Here is a 15,468-nt window from a genome sequence, read left to right as displayed (position 1 = left end):
TGCGCCGGAGCCCGCGATCACGTCCCGGCATCATGAGCGATCAGATGTCGGCGAGCTGGCGACTGAGGTCGCGCAGGCGCGCGCGGGCATCCGCATCATAGGCTTGCGAACTGGCCCGAGATTCCCGGTCTCCGTTGAAATATTGCCCGGTCGTCCCGGCGAATTCGGGCGCGTTGATCAGTTGCAGGACGACATCCGCACCTTCGTCGACGCTGTTCCACGGCGAAATTCCAGCATCCCGCGTCATGGGAGTATCCATGTAATTCGCGGGGTGGATAGCATTGGCAGTGACGCCCGAGTCCTTCAGCTCTTCGGCGATGTCGATTGTGAACATGATGAGGGCAAGTTTGCTCTGGCCATAGGCGCGCTGATGGCTGTAACTGCGCTCCAGCATCATATTGTCGAAGTCGATGGCGTTCTGGCCGGAGGACGATATATTGACGATCCGCGCTTGGTGGCTCTTCTTTAACAAGGGAACGAGCCGATTGGTCAGGGCGAAGGGTGCGAGATAGTTAATCGCGAAACGGAGTTCATGACCGTCCGCGCTGATCTGGCGGGCTCCCGCCTCGCCAAGATAGATGCCGGCATTATTGACCAGCACGTCGAGCCGGTCATTTTCCTGTATTACAGCGTCCGCCAACTTGCGGACATCGGCAAGGGAGGAGAAGTCAGCGGCATAGAAGCGTGCTTCTCCGCCTGCGTCTTGCACGGCTTTCATGACCTGTTCTCCGCGCTGGCGATTGCGGCCATGGACGAGGATCGTGGTTCCGGGCGCGGCCAGGCGTTCGGCGAGCCGGCGTCCCAATCCACTTGTTGAGCCGGTGATGAGGATGGTACGCTTGCCCGTCGCATCAGCGGCCCTGACCGCCGAGCCTTGTCGCGTGATCATGGGAGTGGTCGCAAGCGCGCTTGCCGCGAGCGCGAGTATCGTTAGGAACCGTCGTCGCTCCACCCCGGCGAGGTCGGAACCGCGGTGGGGGCGGCGGACTGTCGAATACGCGGCATCGGGTTTCTCGGCCATACGGATTGTTCCTTTCATAGAGGGATAAGTTGCTCTTCATTGCCACCGCGTGAAACTCTTAAGCAGGACTGACTTTATTCCGGTATTGATCCTGCTATGATAGGCGTCATGGATGCGAAGGTTCCGAACGAAGACACCCGACGGCGAGAGTTAGCCGACTTCCTGCGCAGTCGCCGCGAGCGATTGACCCCGGAAGAGGTGGGCCTGCCGCTGGGTGTCAGGCGGCGCACGCCAGGCCTTCGCCGTGAAGAAGTCGCGCTGCTCGCAGGCGTGGGCTCAACCTGGTACACATGGCTGGAACAGGGTCGCGACGTGCGGCCTTCCGCCGCGGTTCTGTCGGCCATCGCCCGCGCGCTAAAACTCGATCCGGACGAGCGGCATCACCTCTTCCGGCTAAGCGACCGCCCGGCACCCGGCATGCTTCTTTCCGGTCCGGAAACCGTGCCAGATGCACTTTTGCGCATGTTGGAAAGCATGGGGCGTCAACCCGCCTATGTGCTGGGACGGAGATGGGATATTCTCGCGTGGAATCGTGCGGCGGCGGCCGTATTCGGCGATTACAGCTTGCTCGAAGGCGATGCCCGCAACATTATGCACATGGTGTTCGCCAATCCCGACCACCGTCGCAAGGTGGTTGATTGGGAGATCATGGCTCCGATCGCCCTCGCAAATTTCCGGGCAGACAGCGTGCGTTTCGCGGGCGATCCTGATTTTGAGCGTCTCATCGCGTTCCTGCGCGGAACGAGCCTTGAGTTCGAACAGCTCTGGTCGCGGCATGAAGTCTCGAGCGCTGTCGTCGGCTTCAAGCGCATTGACCAGCCCTTGGTCGGCCGCATGGTGTTCGAATATACGAGGCTCGCTGTCCTCGACCATTCCAATCTGAAGCTGGTCATTTACACGCCGATGCAGGAAGAAGGCACCCCGAAGAAGCTCGACAAGCTACTATAGTTGTCCTAACGGGCTCCATCGGCACTGCCCATCGTGACGGACCTGTGTCGATCACCGCATTCTTGGTCTGGCCCGCTTTCTCTCATTAGACCTGTAATGCTTCCGATAGATTCAACGGATAGCCGTAGATGGGCAATCGCCGCCAGCTTGCTGTCGAGTGCATGTTGGGCGCAACGAGGAAAAGTGGTATCCGATGCTTGTCCAGCAGGGGACCTCGGCAGGCAACGGCGAACTTGCTCGAGATGGGAGCTCACGGAAAGACTGACAGAGGTTCATCCCGAGCCAAACTTCGCGAGTTTGTGTCCTGACAACATCCGATAACCTACCAATCTTTCGCGCCTGAATATCGGCACCACTGCGGGTCGCATCGATTTCACTGTCCGGTCCCAGAGTAAGGCGACGCCTCCGGTCCCGCATGGCTTGTCCCTCACCCCTTCACAGTATTCAACCGGTGGCAAACAGTTCGGCCGAACATCAAAGATGGGTGTCCGAACTTTAGTACGCATGTTGCCATTCCGCTTTCCCTTTACGGATGTTGAAATCATGATCGGTGGAGCGACCGCTTTGAAAAGTGTGTGAATGGTACGGTAAGGTCCAGAATAAAGCGTCAAGTCGTCCGACAGTTCGCGACGCCCAAATCAGCTCTTGGGACCAACAGGATGTGCACCCGAAAGCAGACGTTTCTTGCGTCTACCGTGTTGTGTCTATGAACGCTAACCGAAAGGGCGATAGGAGTAGCGCCAGACCACTCGCTAGCATGATCGTGCCAGCCAGGGCGAGAGCGCATTGATCCCAAGCTCCAGGGCAATCCAGCCCCCAAAGGGTGCAGCTACCGCGATTAGCCCCCAGTTTATCGACCTTATCGTGGTGTTCATGCGTCCGTGCAAGCGCGAGGGCGTCAGGGCATTCCGCAAACTTATCTCTAAAGGACCTCTCATACCCAATCCGAATCCATAGAAAAGCTGAACGACGCAAAGTCCACCGACTCCGCTCTCGCTGGATGCAATTGCTGCCGCAAGCCAAGCAAACCCGGTAATGAAATCCGCGGACAGGATAGCAACACCCATCCCAATGGCGCGGGCTATTCTCTCAGCGAGAGCTGCGCCGACAAGTCCTGACATGCCAGCACATGCCAAGGTCAATCCAATCGCGGCGGCGTCCAAACCCAGGCTTGATGCGTGAAAAATATATACCGTTCCGGCCACGCTGTTTCCAATAAACCAGACGTGGAGGCAAAACGCATAAGGCGCGAGGACCCGGTGCCTGTACACCCAGGCGATGCCCTCCCGCAGGTCCGCGAGGATCGATGTCCGCTCGGTTGAGCGCTCGCTGGCAAAATTGGGAACACGCAAGAGCAGCATCGCAGAAGTGCCATAAGTCGCGGCATTGGCGAGCATTGCAAGCGGAGCGCCGGCGAGACGAACCAGAATTCCGCCCAGCAAAGGCCCTAATGTCTGTGCGAGGTCACGCTACTCGCCGGCAACCGATCCGCGCTTCAGTTATCGTGGTGAGGATGTCGTTCAGACACTTGAGAAAGTGTGTCGTCGTGCTGGTTATCCGAAGACAATAAGGGTTGATAATGGAAGTGAGTTTGTTTCGCGTGACCTCGATCTGTGGGCCTATGCCAACAAGGTCACACTGGACTTCTCCCGACCCGGAAAGCCGACGGATAACGGGTTCATCGAAGCCTTCAACAGTAAGCTTCGCGCCGAGTGCCTGAACGCACACTGGTTCTTAACGCTTGAAGATGCGCGCGAAAAGTTGGAGAGTAAGCGGCAAGCTGAGGCCGTTCAGTTGGTGTAGTTCCACGGCATGAGCGCGTCGATTTCGCTGCTCGGCCAGCCACTGGCGATCCGCTCGAGCGTTTGCGTGAGCCAGGCGAGCGGATCAACGTTGTTCATCTTCGCAGTCTGCAGCAGCGTCGCGATGGTTGCCCAGCTCCTTCCGCCGCCGTGGCTGCCGGCGAAGAGTGAGTTCTTTCTCGTGATGGCCTGGGGCCTGATTGCTCGCTCGACGATGTTGGAGTCGAGCTCGATGCGGCCATCAGCCAGAAAGCGCTCGAAGATGGCGCGACGCGAGATCGCGTAGCGGATCGCCTCGGCGAGCTTCGATTTGCCGGAGATCCGCGGCAGGGTCTTCTGCCAGAGGGCGAAGAGCCCGGTGACAATCGCGGCGGAAGTTTGCTGACGCACCGCGACACGGGCGTCAGGGCTTTGGCCGCGCACGGTCTTCTCGACCTGCCACAGCTTCGCCATCCGCTCGACCGTCTCCGTTGCGACCTTTGAGCTTTCCGCGACATGCAGTTCATAGAACTTCCGCCGGCTGTGCGACCAGCAGCCTGCCAATGTGACGCCGTCGTTGCCGCCATCGGAGCGGACCCGCTTGTTGTATGCGGCATAACCGTCGACTTGCAGGATGCCGCGATAGCCGTTCAGATGACGGGCGACGCACTCGCCGGCTCGACTGTCCTCGAAGCGATAGGCCACTATCGGCGGACCGCTGCCGCCAAATGGTCGGTCATCCCTGGCATAGGCCCATAGATAGGCTGTCTTCGTCGATCCGGAGCCGGGAGCAAGGGTCGGCAAGGTGGTCTCGTCGGCGAAGATCCGTTCGGCCTGCTTGATCTTATCGAAGAGGTAGTCGGCGAGGATCTCCAGCTCGAACCCGAGCTTGCCCATCCATTGCGCCATCAGCTTGCGGTCGAGCTCGACCTTGTCGCGGGCGTAGATCGCCTCCTGTCGGTAGAGTGGCAGGCCATCGGCATACTTGGAGACGGCAATCTGCGCCAGAAGCGCTTCCGTCGGAATGCCGCTCTCGATGATGTGTGCCGGCGCCGGCGCCTGGATGACCCCTTCCTCGTTTTTGAAGGCATACTTCGGGCGGCGGGTGAGGATGACGCGGAACTTCGCCGGCACCACATCCAGCCGCTCTGACACGTCCTCGCCGATCAGCACCTTCTGCTTGCCGGCATGCTCCGGGAGCTCCTCCGGCTCGATGACCACTTCGACCCGCTCCAGATGCGGTGCGAAGCCCTTGCGTGGCCGCGGCGGACGTTTGCCATCCGGACGCTCGCCGCCCTTGTTGACCTGTGCCCTGATCGCGGCGATGCTGGTCTCGATTTCTTCGAAGACAAAGGTCTGCTGCTCGTCGTCGGTGCTTGGGGAGCCGAGCTTTTCCGATCGCCGGCCGAAGCGGGCCCGATCGAAGGCTTTCAGGATCTGCGTCAGTCGTTCGATGCGCTCATCGGCATCGGCATTGCGCGCCTTGAGATCAGCGACCTCGCACTCCAGGGCGTCGGCCCGGGCCGCCTTCTCGGCCATGGCGAGCACCATGGCTTTCAGCGCTTCAACGTCGTCTGGACGGTTGAGATCGGGCGGCGTCATCGGTTCGACCAGAGCACATTTTGCTCCGGGTTTCCTGCCCTTTCAGGCTGCTGATTCACTTCGCCGCAGGGCTTTTACCCAACAATCTCCGGCGGCTTGACCGGCACAGATCGAACCCGCTTCCAGTCCATGCCATCGATGAGCGCCAGAAGTTGGGCATGATTGAACTGGACCCGGCTGTGGCCGATGCGGGGCCAGCAGAATTGCGATTTCTCCAATCGCTTGGCGTAAAGGCAGACCCCGGAGCCGTCCCACCAGACGATCTTCACTCGATCCGCTCGTTTGGCCCGGAAGACGTAAAGCGCACCGTTGAACGGATCACTGCCGGCGTCCCGCACCAGCGACAGCAAGCTGTCCGGGCCCTTGCGGAAGTCGACCGGATGACTGGCCAGGAAAACCTTCACGCCGGAGGGGATCATGCCGACCGCACCGCCCGGATCACCCGTTGCAAGTGCTCCTCACTGACGTCAGCGCGAGCACGCACGATCACGTCGCCAATGACAACCTCGATCACCGCTTCGCCAGTAGACGCCACGGCCATCTCACAATGGGCCGGTTCCGTGGACACCTTCCGAGCGTCTAAGACCGCACGACGCCAGCCAAAGAGCTGCGACGGGTGAATGCCGAGCCGATGCGCGATCGCCGAGACACTCGCGCCTGGCTCCAATGCCTCCGCCACCGCCCGTGCCTTGAACTCATCCGACCAGCGTCGGCGAAGCTGCCGCGGTGCACCCTCAAGGCGCTCGGCAACAGCTTCGATCATATGGAAGCTTCTAGTTCCAGTACTAGGCGCAGACATAGAAGCTCACAGCAGCTCATTGTGTCCGCTACCGATATCCGACCGATCACCACTTCCGCCAGATGGGGTCTGCTTGCCGCTTACGTTGGAGAATTGGCGTCGACACTATAATGAGGATCGTCCTCACTCGGCAATCGGATATAACGTGCCGATTGCCTTGCATAATCCCGATGGCGTCATCAGCCCGCCATTGGCATAAGAGCCGGAAAATTCCAGTTCTCCGTGGCCAAAGTCGGGGTGCACGTCAGTCCCTCATCGAACCACTGATGCCATCATCCAGGCGACTTGGACGCCCTCGAACCACGAACTTGCGTGAAGCGGTGAACGCGCTTCTTTATATCGCTTCTTCCGAAGCGCGGATATACATCGCAAATATCCGTTTCCTCACCCGACATTTCGCAAGAACCTGATATCGTTGCATTCGGTAGGATTCAGGCTCTCAGCAGGAAAACGTTGGCGTCTAAAGTGAAGTTCTGGGCTTCGCGCCGCCTCTCGAATAGAAACGAGCTCAGCAAAATTTAGTTAAGGCGATGCTACCCACCACCTGTGCTTATCTGCTTTTTTCGATGAACCCATACAAAACATTTCTATTCTCGCCAAATTCAACTCTGGTCTGGTATGCATCGTCATCGATGCTTTCATTTATAATCTTCCACATTGACTGCTCGTTTCTCCAAAGGAGGGCCCAGTTCATCAAGGTCTCCATATACCCATCGGAATGAGTGTCCGTGGAAAAGTTCGCAAACATAAATGTACCGCCGGGCTTTAACAACGACAGGCAAACGCGGGTCAATTTTATCGCGACCCGGTCCGAGAGATAGTCATAGAGACCTGACGCATAGATAAAATCGAAAAAACCATGCTGTTTCGGTCTTGTAATCAGATTGCGTACTGTACCCTCGGTCGCCTTGACGACCGTACCAGGATAGCTCTTCGCGATCATCTCTACACTTTTATTATCCTGATCTAGCGCCACCCAACGCTTTATCTTACCAGACGCCAAGGACGTTGACAGTTGGGCTTCCCGAAGATGGCCTGCTGCAATTGTTAATATTTCTGCATTTGTGCCGCATTGACTAGCGATCTCATCAACATAACGAGTAACAAGACTACAGCGCTCACGCACTGCAACTGATGAGGCGACCATACTGGTATGATTATAGAGTTCCCTTCCCAAAGCTGACGAATTTTCTATGTCTTTCGCGACATCGGGATGCCCATAAATGAAATCCAGTAATCGTGCGTCACCAGAGTAACCGCGTGGCTTTTCAAAAGACCACCTGGTGAGTGGATCCTGGAGAAAATAATTGAATATTTCGTGCTGCCAAACCGAGGGCGCGAGACTTTGCCATACGTTAGGATGCAACCGCCGTCGCAACCTATGAAGTGATCCCGCAAGATACTCGGTTACGGCGGATGGTGACACTGCATCGGCGATCTGTTGCCTTGTTTCCTCTAGCAAGTCAGACAGTTCAACTTGTCCCGATTCCAGATGCCCTACATTCTCCATCGATTTCGAAGAGAACGTCTCCGATGCAATCATGTGGGGTAAAACGAGGCTGTAACCATCCAGATCCAATCGCTCGTTCACATTGAATCGTCTGTGCTTTTGCTCTCGTACAGTGGGACTCTCATTGCGATTGAAATTAGTCTTGGAAACATCGGTCATGTCAGCCTCGCCTGTTCGTTCGCTTGAATTGGTCAGCCATCCGATTATCTCTGGGAACAGACATTTCATTGGCTGTAAACTCCATCTGGGATTATCGATGAAGGAGTAGATTACTTGAGGATGTTCGGCTTTTAAGTAATTCCCGAATGGTATCAGTGGGTAAGATTTTCAAGAAGACATGGGTAAGTTAACTCGCGAGCCCCTCCCCCCCCCCGGGAGAGCTGTGTCATGCAAATTTTCGTCAAAACAATAACGGAGCTGCAACGACCCTCCATAGACGCAGCTTTATATCCGCAATTTGGCTTGATACCCTCCACTTAACGGAAAGCCGGCTAAGCATGGCAGTCTGGATTTCTGCTAGGTTAGTCGCAAATAGACCGTCCTTCGAAACTAAGAATGAAAAACCCCGCGCCATCAGAATTTTATGGCGCAGACTTACTTCGACCCGAATACGGAAGCCCATCCAATTGTTCGATATATGGTCATCAGATTGATATTCTACTCTTAACGCAACTTAAATATTTTGCGCAACTATTTTTTTTGATTCATATATTACCAATCGGGACGGATATACACGGAAATTGAATCCTATTTTTATTGAATATTTTTCAGTATAATAAATGAAAAAACAATTCAATAAGCGATACAGAATACGATGCGTTTCTATTCGAAATGTATTTCATTATACGAATTTTCAGATTTTACTTTGCATGTAAAGCGAGACGTAAGGCGGATCATTATGGAACAGCAATGCGTATCGGTTCGGAATTTATACTACGATATTTGCAGCAGCAAATAAGTATAGGCTCTCCGTATTCGAGTGTTAATTTAAAAAGAGCATGGATTACGGCTGGGTGCAGACTGTTAACACGCGAGTATCGTTATTTTCTGCACAAAAAAATTCTGCCCTGGCACGGTTGGGGACGGCATTGGTAATCAAATGGCTGACCGCATAAGCCTTTGACTTTTTAAGTAGGCAGCTTACTATTTCAAGAGTTGCGTAGCTCATGAATTGTTCGGTGGATATGTCAACGTAAAGATCGCGGATCTGATATATATATGCCACCAAAACTTGGTGTTAGGCGCATTGAGAGGAAGGCGGCCTATGCGGTTTAAGAAATGGGCGTTCGGATGAAGTGGCTCGACAGTATTCCCGAAGAATGGGGTAAGCTGCACAAGAGCGATAAGAGCGCGGTCACCCTTACCCGGACCGGGCCAAATCAAATCCAGATTGTGGCCCCAGATCCCTTCGCGCTTATCCTGCTCACGCCGCAGATAAAACGGGAGGCGAGAATAGGCTCCGACCGAAGCACCACTGCGAATGTTCCGGTTGGATCGCTGGAGCTGATTCCGGATCAGGCCGATCTCTTCGCGCGCTGGCGCACGCCAAAGGAAAACATCCTGTCCTGTTTCGGAAGCGATCGGTTGCGCAATCTGGCCGGTGTAGAATTTGAGACGGATGAGTTTGAGTTAAGGCCGTTGAGCCCTGGGCGGATAGATAAGACCGCATTGGCGCTTGCGCGGCTCATGCGGGAGGAGATTTTACGCGGAAACGACAGCTCCAATTTGCTGTATCTGGATTCCCTGAATGTCGCGTTATGGCTGCATCTCCTGCGAAATCATTCTTCCATTAGGAAAACTACATATAACGGTCTCGCAGGTGGTTTCTCGGCAAGGGCCTGGCGCACGGTGGACGATTATATGCGCTCGCATCTCGCAGATACCATTCCTATCGAAACCCTTGCGAGTTTGGCGCGCTTATCCGTCAGCCATTTTTCCCGCGCCTTTCGTCAAACTACCGGCAAAAGCCCGCATCAGTATCTCATTGATCTGCGTGTCGAGCGCGCAGAACTTCTCATTCGCGCCGACGATCTGCCGCTTGCCGAAATCTGGCGGATTTGCGGGTTTGGAAGCCAAAGCCATATGACTTCCCTGATAAGGGAACGGTTGCATACAACGCCCACAAAGATAAGGCGTGGCGAAATATAGGAATGTAGACTGGCGTTTTTTTAAGTGCAGCGGATGCTCGCGGGCCTCTTTCTCTGTATATAGATGCAGAATGGAACGCCTTGACCATCGGCAGCTGAAAACAGCTGCGACAGATCGAATTGCGTATCGCGGTCGATAAGGTGACATCGTCCCTGGTGGAGCTATGCAGCATCCATGAAAATGACTGCGATGAGCATAAGAATTGCGGAAAGTCCGAATGCGAATAATGCGAGGCAAAAAAGTAACATCGATATGTAAAACCCGACAGCCGTGGTCGACGGTTACGTCACGCTGGCAATGTTCTCCTGTCCAAAATTGCGGGGGCGAGAGGCATAAGGGGTATAATAAATTACGCCTCTCACGGGGGCGGGCAATTGCTTAGGCTGCCCAGCTAGGAGCTTAATGGCTCCGTGTTTTAGCGCCAACTTTAAAACGCGGAGCGTGCATCCTTTTTTGATGGAAACGGACATTTAAAGCACGATTGGACAAGGAAAGGGGGTAACTCACCGCGCTCGATGCATGTGTCCGCTCACTACATGAGCAATCCATGCACAACTTCGAGATCGTCATTGTCAGCGACGGGATGACCGCACAGAGATATATCGGCTGCGGGTAAGTCTCGCCACGAGCGCCAGCAAAGGAGACGCCTGGCGGAGGACCGAACCGAGCCGACACACCCCATTGAGCCTGTCGAATTCGTGAGATACGTGCCTATCTGATCGCCCGCTCTCGTTGGGCCCCATCGGTGAACCAATGCATATACTCGATATCGCCGACAACATCATTTCGACGTCCGGTGATGAGACCCTATAATAGACGTGTTGTCCCTCGCGGCGTTTGGAAATGAGTTCCAGTTTGCGTAGTATCATGAGGTGCTGAGAAACGGCGGATTGTTGTATATCGATCATCTCGGCAATTGAATTTACTGAAACTTCGTTGTCCAGTAAAATGCATAGTATCTTCAGCCGGTTTCCGTTTGCCATGACCGCTATAAGATGTGCCGCGTCATCAATATTTTCTACTAACAAAGGAAAAGCGTCGCTAGTCAGGGGGGTGCCATTTAGTCAAGCTTCATGTCGGTCACGGTGAGCGATAGATTCGATCGTAATTATAAGTAATTATAAATGTTAAAAGATCATTGCGATGCTACCATGATTACGTGAAATAAGTAATGAATGATTCCAAATATCTGGTATGAGCTCGTCCACAATGGAAAAATATTCTTAATCGAAACGAGCCTGAATTCTTTTCGTTTGGACCAATCCAAGTCATTTTAAAAGGGGACGTTTGCGGAAGAAGGCGAAATCCTACGTTAGCGGCTATGCGATCTTCTGGAAACGGAATACTTTGAGTAGTACGGTAACCTTGTTGTCGCTACGGAAGCTTGTGCGACTTCGCATTATTGGGCTCGTGAGTTCACGAAAATGGGCCATGAAGTCCGGCTCATTGCACCAATTTACGTTAAACCGTTTGTGAAACGTCAGAAAAATGATGCAGCCGATGCGGAAGCCATCATTGAGGCGGCTCAGCGTCCAAATATGCGGTTCGTTCTACCAAAGTCGGCTCAGACACAAGCACATGCGACGCTATTTCGGACCCGGGAACAGCTGGTTCGGCAAAGAACAGAAACGATAAATGCGTTGCGTGGACATCTGGCAGAGTTCGGACTCATTGCCCCCCGGGGCTCGGAAACCTTCAACGCATGTCCGAGATCATCAACGATCCGCGCAACGACTTGCCGGAGCTTGCACGAGAGTTGGCCCACCTGCATCTGAACCGCAACGATGCACTTACCATTCTGATCGAGCAGATGATGCAGAAGATTAAGCAAGCCAGCCGGGGAAGCGGGACAGCCAGGACTCTTCAAACCATGCCTGGCGTGGCGCTGATCAGTGCCATGGCAGTCGAGGCCTTCGCTCCTGCTATGGATACCTTCAAAACAGGTCGAGACTTCTCAGCCTGGCTAGGGCTAATTCCACGGCAATACTCGTCGGGCGGGAAAGAGCGATTGGGACGAACATCGAAGATGGGGCAGCGCGACATTCGGCAGTTACTGATTATCGGAGCTATGAGTGTGATCGCCAGCATGCACAGATACAAGCGGAAAGCCGACGGCTGGCTGCAGGACAAGCTGGACAGAAAACCGCGGAATTGTTGCGGCGATTGCGCTTGCCAATAAAATGGCGCGGCGAATCTGGGCTTTGGTGACCAAGGGAGAAGCTTACAGTCTGACGCCTGCTATCTAAACCTGCCAATATGCCGTTGAAAGCGAACGGCTTTTGAATGTTAGAAGTGCAAGAAGGATATGGAAATCGATCGGTCAGAACGCGATCAGGACAACCAGCTAGGGGTCGGGTGTTTTGAGCCCGCGCAAACGATTTGGACCTGATCTGCGAACGAACCATACTGGCCTGTGGCGTGTGAAAGCCGCAATTCTGAGGCCTGACACACGACCCCTAGATTTCGCGATGACACCGAATCTGGCATACTTTTCCAGCGATGCCACCGTTGGCATCAGGACCTGGCTTGGAGCACGACCCGGAAATGGATTTTGCCTATCACCGCTCACTGAAGAAAACTCTCAAGGCTTGTCAAGATTGGCTGACCTACCCGGGCAATCCAGAAAGGCCGGCGGAATATTCGGCTGACCTGCAGGGATGGCTGGATGCGCCGGAGCGACCTTCCAAAATGCCCGGCAATCCCGTTGCGGACCTGGGGCACTACTACGGCGTGGCTGCTTGTGCTGCCTATGGGCGGCAGGATCTCGAGGATCTGGCCCAACTGCTTCGTTGGGCCGTCGCCCTACGTGCTCTGGATCTGAGACATCGAGGCATGTTCAGCGAGCGCCGCCCCGACTTGGGCAACTGGCCCAGCGAGTTCTGGGACAGCATGAAGGCGGCCGGCCCTCTGATGTTGTCCGAGTGGGAGCTGGGGCAAATCTGTGCCGAGCGTTTCATCGAGATGGCGGAAAAAGACGAGCGGGTGAACCGCCCACCGGCGACGCGGATGATCAACCACAACACCAACGACGTGTTCCTGGTCGGCCTGTTTTCGCAGGCCTTCGATATCCCCACGAGCTTCCAGCCCCGCAAGCCACTGATCGAGCCCTACCAGCAGCTGCTGGATGCCTGGCGCACAAACGACGAGTCTGTGTTCCAGACGGCCATGCAGGCCGCGTCCGAATTTCACATCACTCGCTCCAAGAGCAGCACCGGTAGTAAGTTCTACGAGTTCGACACTGCATTTGATCGCCTGTTCCCGGCTGAACTGCTGGCCGTGCAGGCCCTGCGCCAGCGCGATGGCCCGCCTTTCTTCGAGGCTGGGCACCTGCTGGTCGACGGCCCCTGGGCCGTGATCAAGGACCTGCCAGAGGCCGAGCCAAATCCGCTGACCGTCCAGGTCGAAGCTCAGCTGCACCGGGATTACCCAGACTTCCGATAACGCTTCACCCTTTCTGCAAGGAGCGCAGTCATGACCAACCCGCCGTCCCGCGTCGCCGAACTAGGGGCCGGTTCCGGCTGGGGGCGATTTTCGTTCAGAAAGCCCTTGTTCCTCAGGTCGCAGGGACAGCGCACCACCAACCTACGGGCAACAAAATATTATGAATAGAAGCATATTCGCCAATAAACGCGCCATTGTGATGGGCGTCATTGCGGGCATAGCTTTTTTCGCAGCAGCGCAAGGCTTTTTCGTCCTGCGAGGTCCACAATATGCCGAATCCCAAGATGGATCGGTAATGGTCCGTCCGATTGTGAAAGACGATTCAACCCGGAACATGACCATGAGTGTTATCGTTGCTCTGGTCGGCGGTCTTTATGTCGCTCGGGCGCTTCATAAGCGTTCAAACAAAGCGTGATTTTTTCGTATAATCTGTCTTGTTGGGGCTCCGCGGGCATTTCGGCAATAATAACCGCGGAGCCCCACAATTTCCGCACAACGCCCCGAAGATGGGGCCGAATTATTGATAGGCCGCTATGACAAGACATAGAATCTTTGCCACTATTGTTGCGCTGCTATCCGCCGGCTGGATCGCTCCGCTGCTTCTCGGCGTAAACGCATATCTGTCGTTCTGGCAGGCTGAGGGCTGGCCATTGCTACGGGGAGAAGAGCCTATGAACTCATTCCCGTTCCTGAGTTTCTCAGCCCAGTGCATCCAGTTAGCGCTAGTTTGGTTCGGGGTTGTTTTATTATTCTGGTCATACATAGGCTACAATTATGCAGGGACAACCGGTCGCAAAAATCAGGTGCGAAAGTCAAACTTGTGCGACTGACTTTTGCGACACGTCGCGGCCCGGATTCCGGATCGCTGCGAATGTAGCGCAGGTTTCAGATTTCCGCGCCCCCTGCTATCGAGAGCGATAGATTCTATCTTTGTTCTGCGAGTTGACCATTTTCATAGCTTCGGGTCGACCGGGCCCGTTACGGTCAGGGGCGTGTTGCGAGACAGGTCTTCAACCAGGGCTGCATTTCCAGCTCTGCAAGCTCGGCCTGTGAGGCGGAAACAGCATCATAGTCTGCAAAACAGGCTCCGTGTGCCCCCGCCATGTCGCTGAGCTTGCCGTCGCAAAGTTCCAGGGGCTTATCAATTTGTTGCCAACCTTCCGCGCATTCGGTGTCGGTCTCCGAGCCCGGTCGGCCGCAAACTAGCGTGCGCCGCGCTTTGGTCTCAGAACTGGCGTTCGCTACCACCCTGCCTTCAAAAGCTTGGCCGGAGGCGAAATACGACCAGGTCCCGCAGATGCGGTCGCCACTTTGAATAAGAAGGTAGCGGCTGCACTCATCAGGCGAGATCTTTGCTATCGCAGGACGCCCAGGCGCCCGCGAAGGAGCCACCAACCGCGCCCGACGGAGCTGAATGCTCGCTTGCACCTTCAGCCGAAGTGCTCCGTGTCGCGTTGCTCTCCTGTCCGACGCTCGGCCAGGCACAGACCACACATCCCAGCAAAACTATCAATCCAAAAGCGCGCATTCGCCACCTCCATGTGTTTGTCGCTAAAAACCACACTCTCAGCCCGTTGCCAACCATCTGCACTGTTCGATGGCCGGCTTTTCCATAATGATCGCGAGCCTGCAATTATGGGCTGCCCTAATCCCGAAAGCCTCCGACAAGTGACTGATTCTGAAGGACGAAAAAAGGTGCATAAAACTGGTTCTGGCATGATGAATCCGCGCGTGACAAAATCGCCTCGACATGGGATAAGAGCTTAAATTCTATTATCTGGTGCCGCGTGATGCTTAAACGACTGCCTCTGATTGTTTTGTTATCCTGTGTGTCGTTTCTCGATATACCGCGCGCTTTGGCCGAAAATCGCGACAGTGCCGATATCGTCAAGGAAATCGGGAAGTTGGCCTTACCGGGAATGCCTGTCGCTGAAGCCGTGACCAATTTGAAAAAAGCTGGATATCGGTGCGGGAAAAGTGAGCTTGCCATTGATGATCCGAACGCGACGCTATGCAGCCGTCAACGCTCTTACCGGGTAATGGCCAGTTGTATCAGCCAGGTGCTTCTTGTGCCTGCGAGCAATGGCAACGTTGTGGAACGGCTGGATATCCGTGAACCAAAGTGCGCGGGGCTGTAAACAACGAAGTTCAGACTTGAAGGTTTGGTGACGCAGCATAATCTGGTAGGCGGACAAATCGGATAAATACCGCATCTGCC

13 protein-coding genes and 4 pseudogenes are annotated in these 15,468 nt (G+C 55.0%); 10 read left to right on the top strand and 7 right to left on the bottom strand.

Annotation, left to right across the window (positions count from 1 at the left end; all coding sequences use genetic code 11):
* Positions 1 to 40 precede the first annotated feature (40 nt).
* Entirely contained in the window at positions 41 to 1,021 is a 981-nt protein-coding gene (locus QLQ11_RS20860) for an SDR family NAD(P)-dependent oxidoreductase (RefSeq protein ID WP_349496893.1), read from the bottom strand.
* A gap of 108 nt (positions 1,022 to 1,129) precedes the next feature.
* On the opposite strand from QLQ11_RS20860, the gene QLQ11_RS20855 reads away from it, so the two are divergent.
* On the top strand, positions 1,130 to 1,969 hold the full coding sequence (locus QLQ11_RS20855) for a helix-turn-helix transcriptional regulator (protein WP_283735559.1): 840 nt from the start codon (positions 1,130 to 1,132) through the stop codon (positions 1,967 to 1,969).
* 752 nt (positions 1,970 to 2,721) lie between these two features.
* On the opposite strand, the pseudogene QLQ11_RS20850 reads toward QLQ11_RS20855, so the two are convergent.
* A pseudogene (locus QLQ11_RS20850) lies at positions 2,722 to 3,420 on the bottom strand (MFS transporter); the annotation flags it as partial.
* A gap of 13 nt (positions 3,421 to 3,433) precedes the next feature.
* Between QLQ11_RS20850 and QLQ11_RS20845 the strand changes: the two are divergent.
* Positions 3,434 to 3,748 (top strand): annotated as a pseudogene (locus QLQ11_RS20845) (integrase core domain-containing protein); the annotation flags it as partial.
* Between the two features lie 11 nt (positions 3,749 to 3,759).
* On the opposite strand, the gene QLQ11_RS20840 reads toward QLQ11_RS20845, so the two are convergent.
* From QLQ11_RS20840 to QLQ11_RS20830, 3 genes are all read right to left on the bottom strand, one after another.
* A complete protein-coding gene (locus tag QLQ11_RS20840) occupies positions 3,760 to 5,352 on the bottom strand; it encodes an IS66 family transposase (protein WP_283735560.1) in 1,593 nt (530 codons plus the stop codon).
* Between the two features lie 74 nt (positions 5,353 to 5,426).
* A complete protein-coding gene (gene tnpB / locus QLQ11_RS20835; RefSeq protein WP_283735561.1) occupies positions 5,427 to 5,771 on the bottom strand; it encodes an IS66 family insertion sequence element accessory protein TnpB in 345 nt (114 codons plus the stop codon).
* Entirely contained in the window at positions 5,768 to 6,115 is a 348-nt protein-coding gene (locus QLQ11_RS20830; RefSeq protein ID WP_283735562.1) for a transposase, read from the bottom strand. Before QLQ11_RS20830 ends, tnpB begins: the two co-directional genes overlap by 4 nt.
* On the opposite strand from QLQ11_RS20830, the gene QLQ11_RS20825 reads away from it, so the two are divergent.
* Both QLQ11_RS20825 and QLQ11_RS20820 read left to right on the top strand, forming a co-directional pair.
* Positions 6,042 to 6,350 carry an integrase core domain-containing protein gene (locus QLQ11_RS20825; protein WP_371836003.1) on the top strand — a complete coding sequence of 103 codons (309 nt, stop codon included), beginning with the start codon at positions 6,042 to 6,044 and terminating at the stop codon, positions 6,348 to 6,350. The genes QLQ11_RS20830 and QLQ11_RS20825 overlap by 74 nt on opposite strands.
* A gap of 49 nt (positions 6,351 to 6,399) precedes the next feature.
* Positions 6,400 to 6,501, top strand: a pseudogene (locus tag QLQ11_RS20820) (transposase); the annotation flags it as partial.
* A gap of 200 nt (positions 6,502 to 6,701) precedes the next feature.
* Here QLQ11_RS20820 and QLQ11_RS20815 read toward each other — a convergent pair.
* Positions 6,702 to 7,694 (bottom strand): class I SAM-dependent methyltransferase, encoded by a 993-nt coding sequence (locus QLQ11_RS20815; RefSeq protein WP_283735761.1) that lies wholly within the window; start codon positions 7,692 to 7,694, stop codon positions 6,702 to 6,704.
* A 1,257-nt stretch (positions 7,695 to 8,951) separates the two neighbouring features.
* On the opposite strand from QLQ11_RS20815, the gene QLQ11_RS20810 reads away from it, so the two are divergent.
* Complete coding sequence (locus QLQ11_RS20810) at positions 8,952 to 9,809, top strand: AraC family transcriptional regulator (protein ID WP_283735563.1); 858 nt, start codon at positions 8,952 to 8,954, stop codon at positions 9,807 to 9,809.
* A gap of 572 nt (positions 9,810 to 10,381) precedes the next feature.
* Here the strand turns inward: QLQ11_RS20810 and QLQ11_RS20805 are convergent.
* The gene (locus QLQ11_RS20805) at positions 10,382 to 10,837 is read right to left on the bottom strand and encodes a helix-turn-helix transcriptional regulator (protein ID WP_283735762.1); all 456 of its coding nucleotides are present in this window, start codon (positions 10,835 to 10,837) and stop codon (positions 10,382 to 10,384) included.
* A 369-nt stretch (positions 10,838 to 11,206) separates the two neighbouring features.
* Here QLQ11_RS20805 and QLQ11_RS20800 point away from each other — a divergent pair.
* The 5 genes and pseudogenes from QLQ11_RS20800 to QLQ11_RS20780 all read left to right on the top strand — a co-directional run.
* Positions 11,207 to 11,584: pseudogene (locus QLQ11_RS20800) on the top strand (transposase); the annotation flags it as partial.
* The gene (locus QLQ11_RS20795; protein WP_283735564.1) at positions 11,512 to 11,988 is read left to right on the top strand and encodes a transposase; all 477 of its coding nucleotides are present in this window, start codon (positions 11,512 to 11,514) and stop codon (positions 11,986 to 11,988) included. The pseudogene QLQ11_RS20800 and the gene QLQ11_RS20795, both read left to right, overlap by 73 nt.
* Before the next feature lie 347 nt (positions 11,989 to 12,335).
* The gene (locus tag QLQ11_RS20790) at positions 12,336 to 13,250 is read left to right on the top strand and encodes a hypothetical protein (protein ID WP_283735565.1); all 915 of its coding nucleotides are present in this window, start codon (positions 12,336 to 12,338) and stop codon (positions 13,248 to 13,250) included.
* A gap of 160 nt (positions 13,251 to 13,410) precedes the next feature.
* Positions 13,411 to 13,665: a hypothetical protein gene (locus tag QLQ11_RS20785; protein WP_283735566.1), complete on the top strand. Its 255-nt coding sequence runs from the start codon at positions 13,411 to 13,413 to the stop codon at positions 13,663 to 13,665.
* Positions 13,666 to 15,040: 1,375 nt separating this feature from the next.
* On the top strand, positions 15,041 to 15,388 hold the full coding sequence (locus QLQ11_RS20780) for a hypothetical protein (RefSeq protein ID WP_283735568.1): 348 nt from the start codon (positions 15,041 to 15,043) through the stop codon (positions 15,386 to 15,388).
* The last annotated feature ends 80 nt before the right edge of the window (positions 15,389 to 15,468 follow it).

The organism is Ochrobactrum sp. SSR, assembly GCF_030067775.1.
GTDB lineage: Bacteria > Pseudomonadota > Alphaproteobacteria > Rhizobiales > Rhizobiaceae > Brucella > Brucella teleogrylli.
The sequence above is the reverse complement of the archived record's forward strand: the minus strand, read 5'-3'. Positions and strand labels throughout refer to the sequence as shown.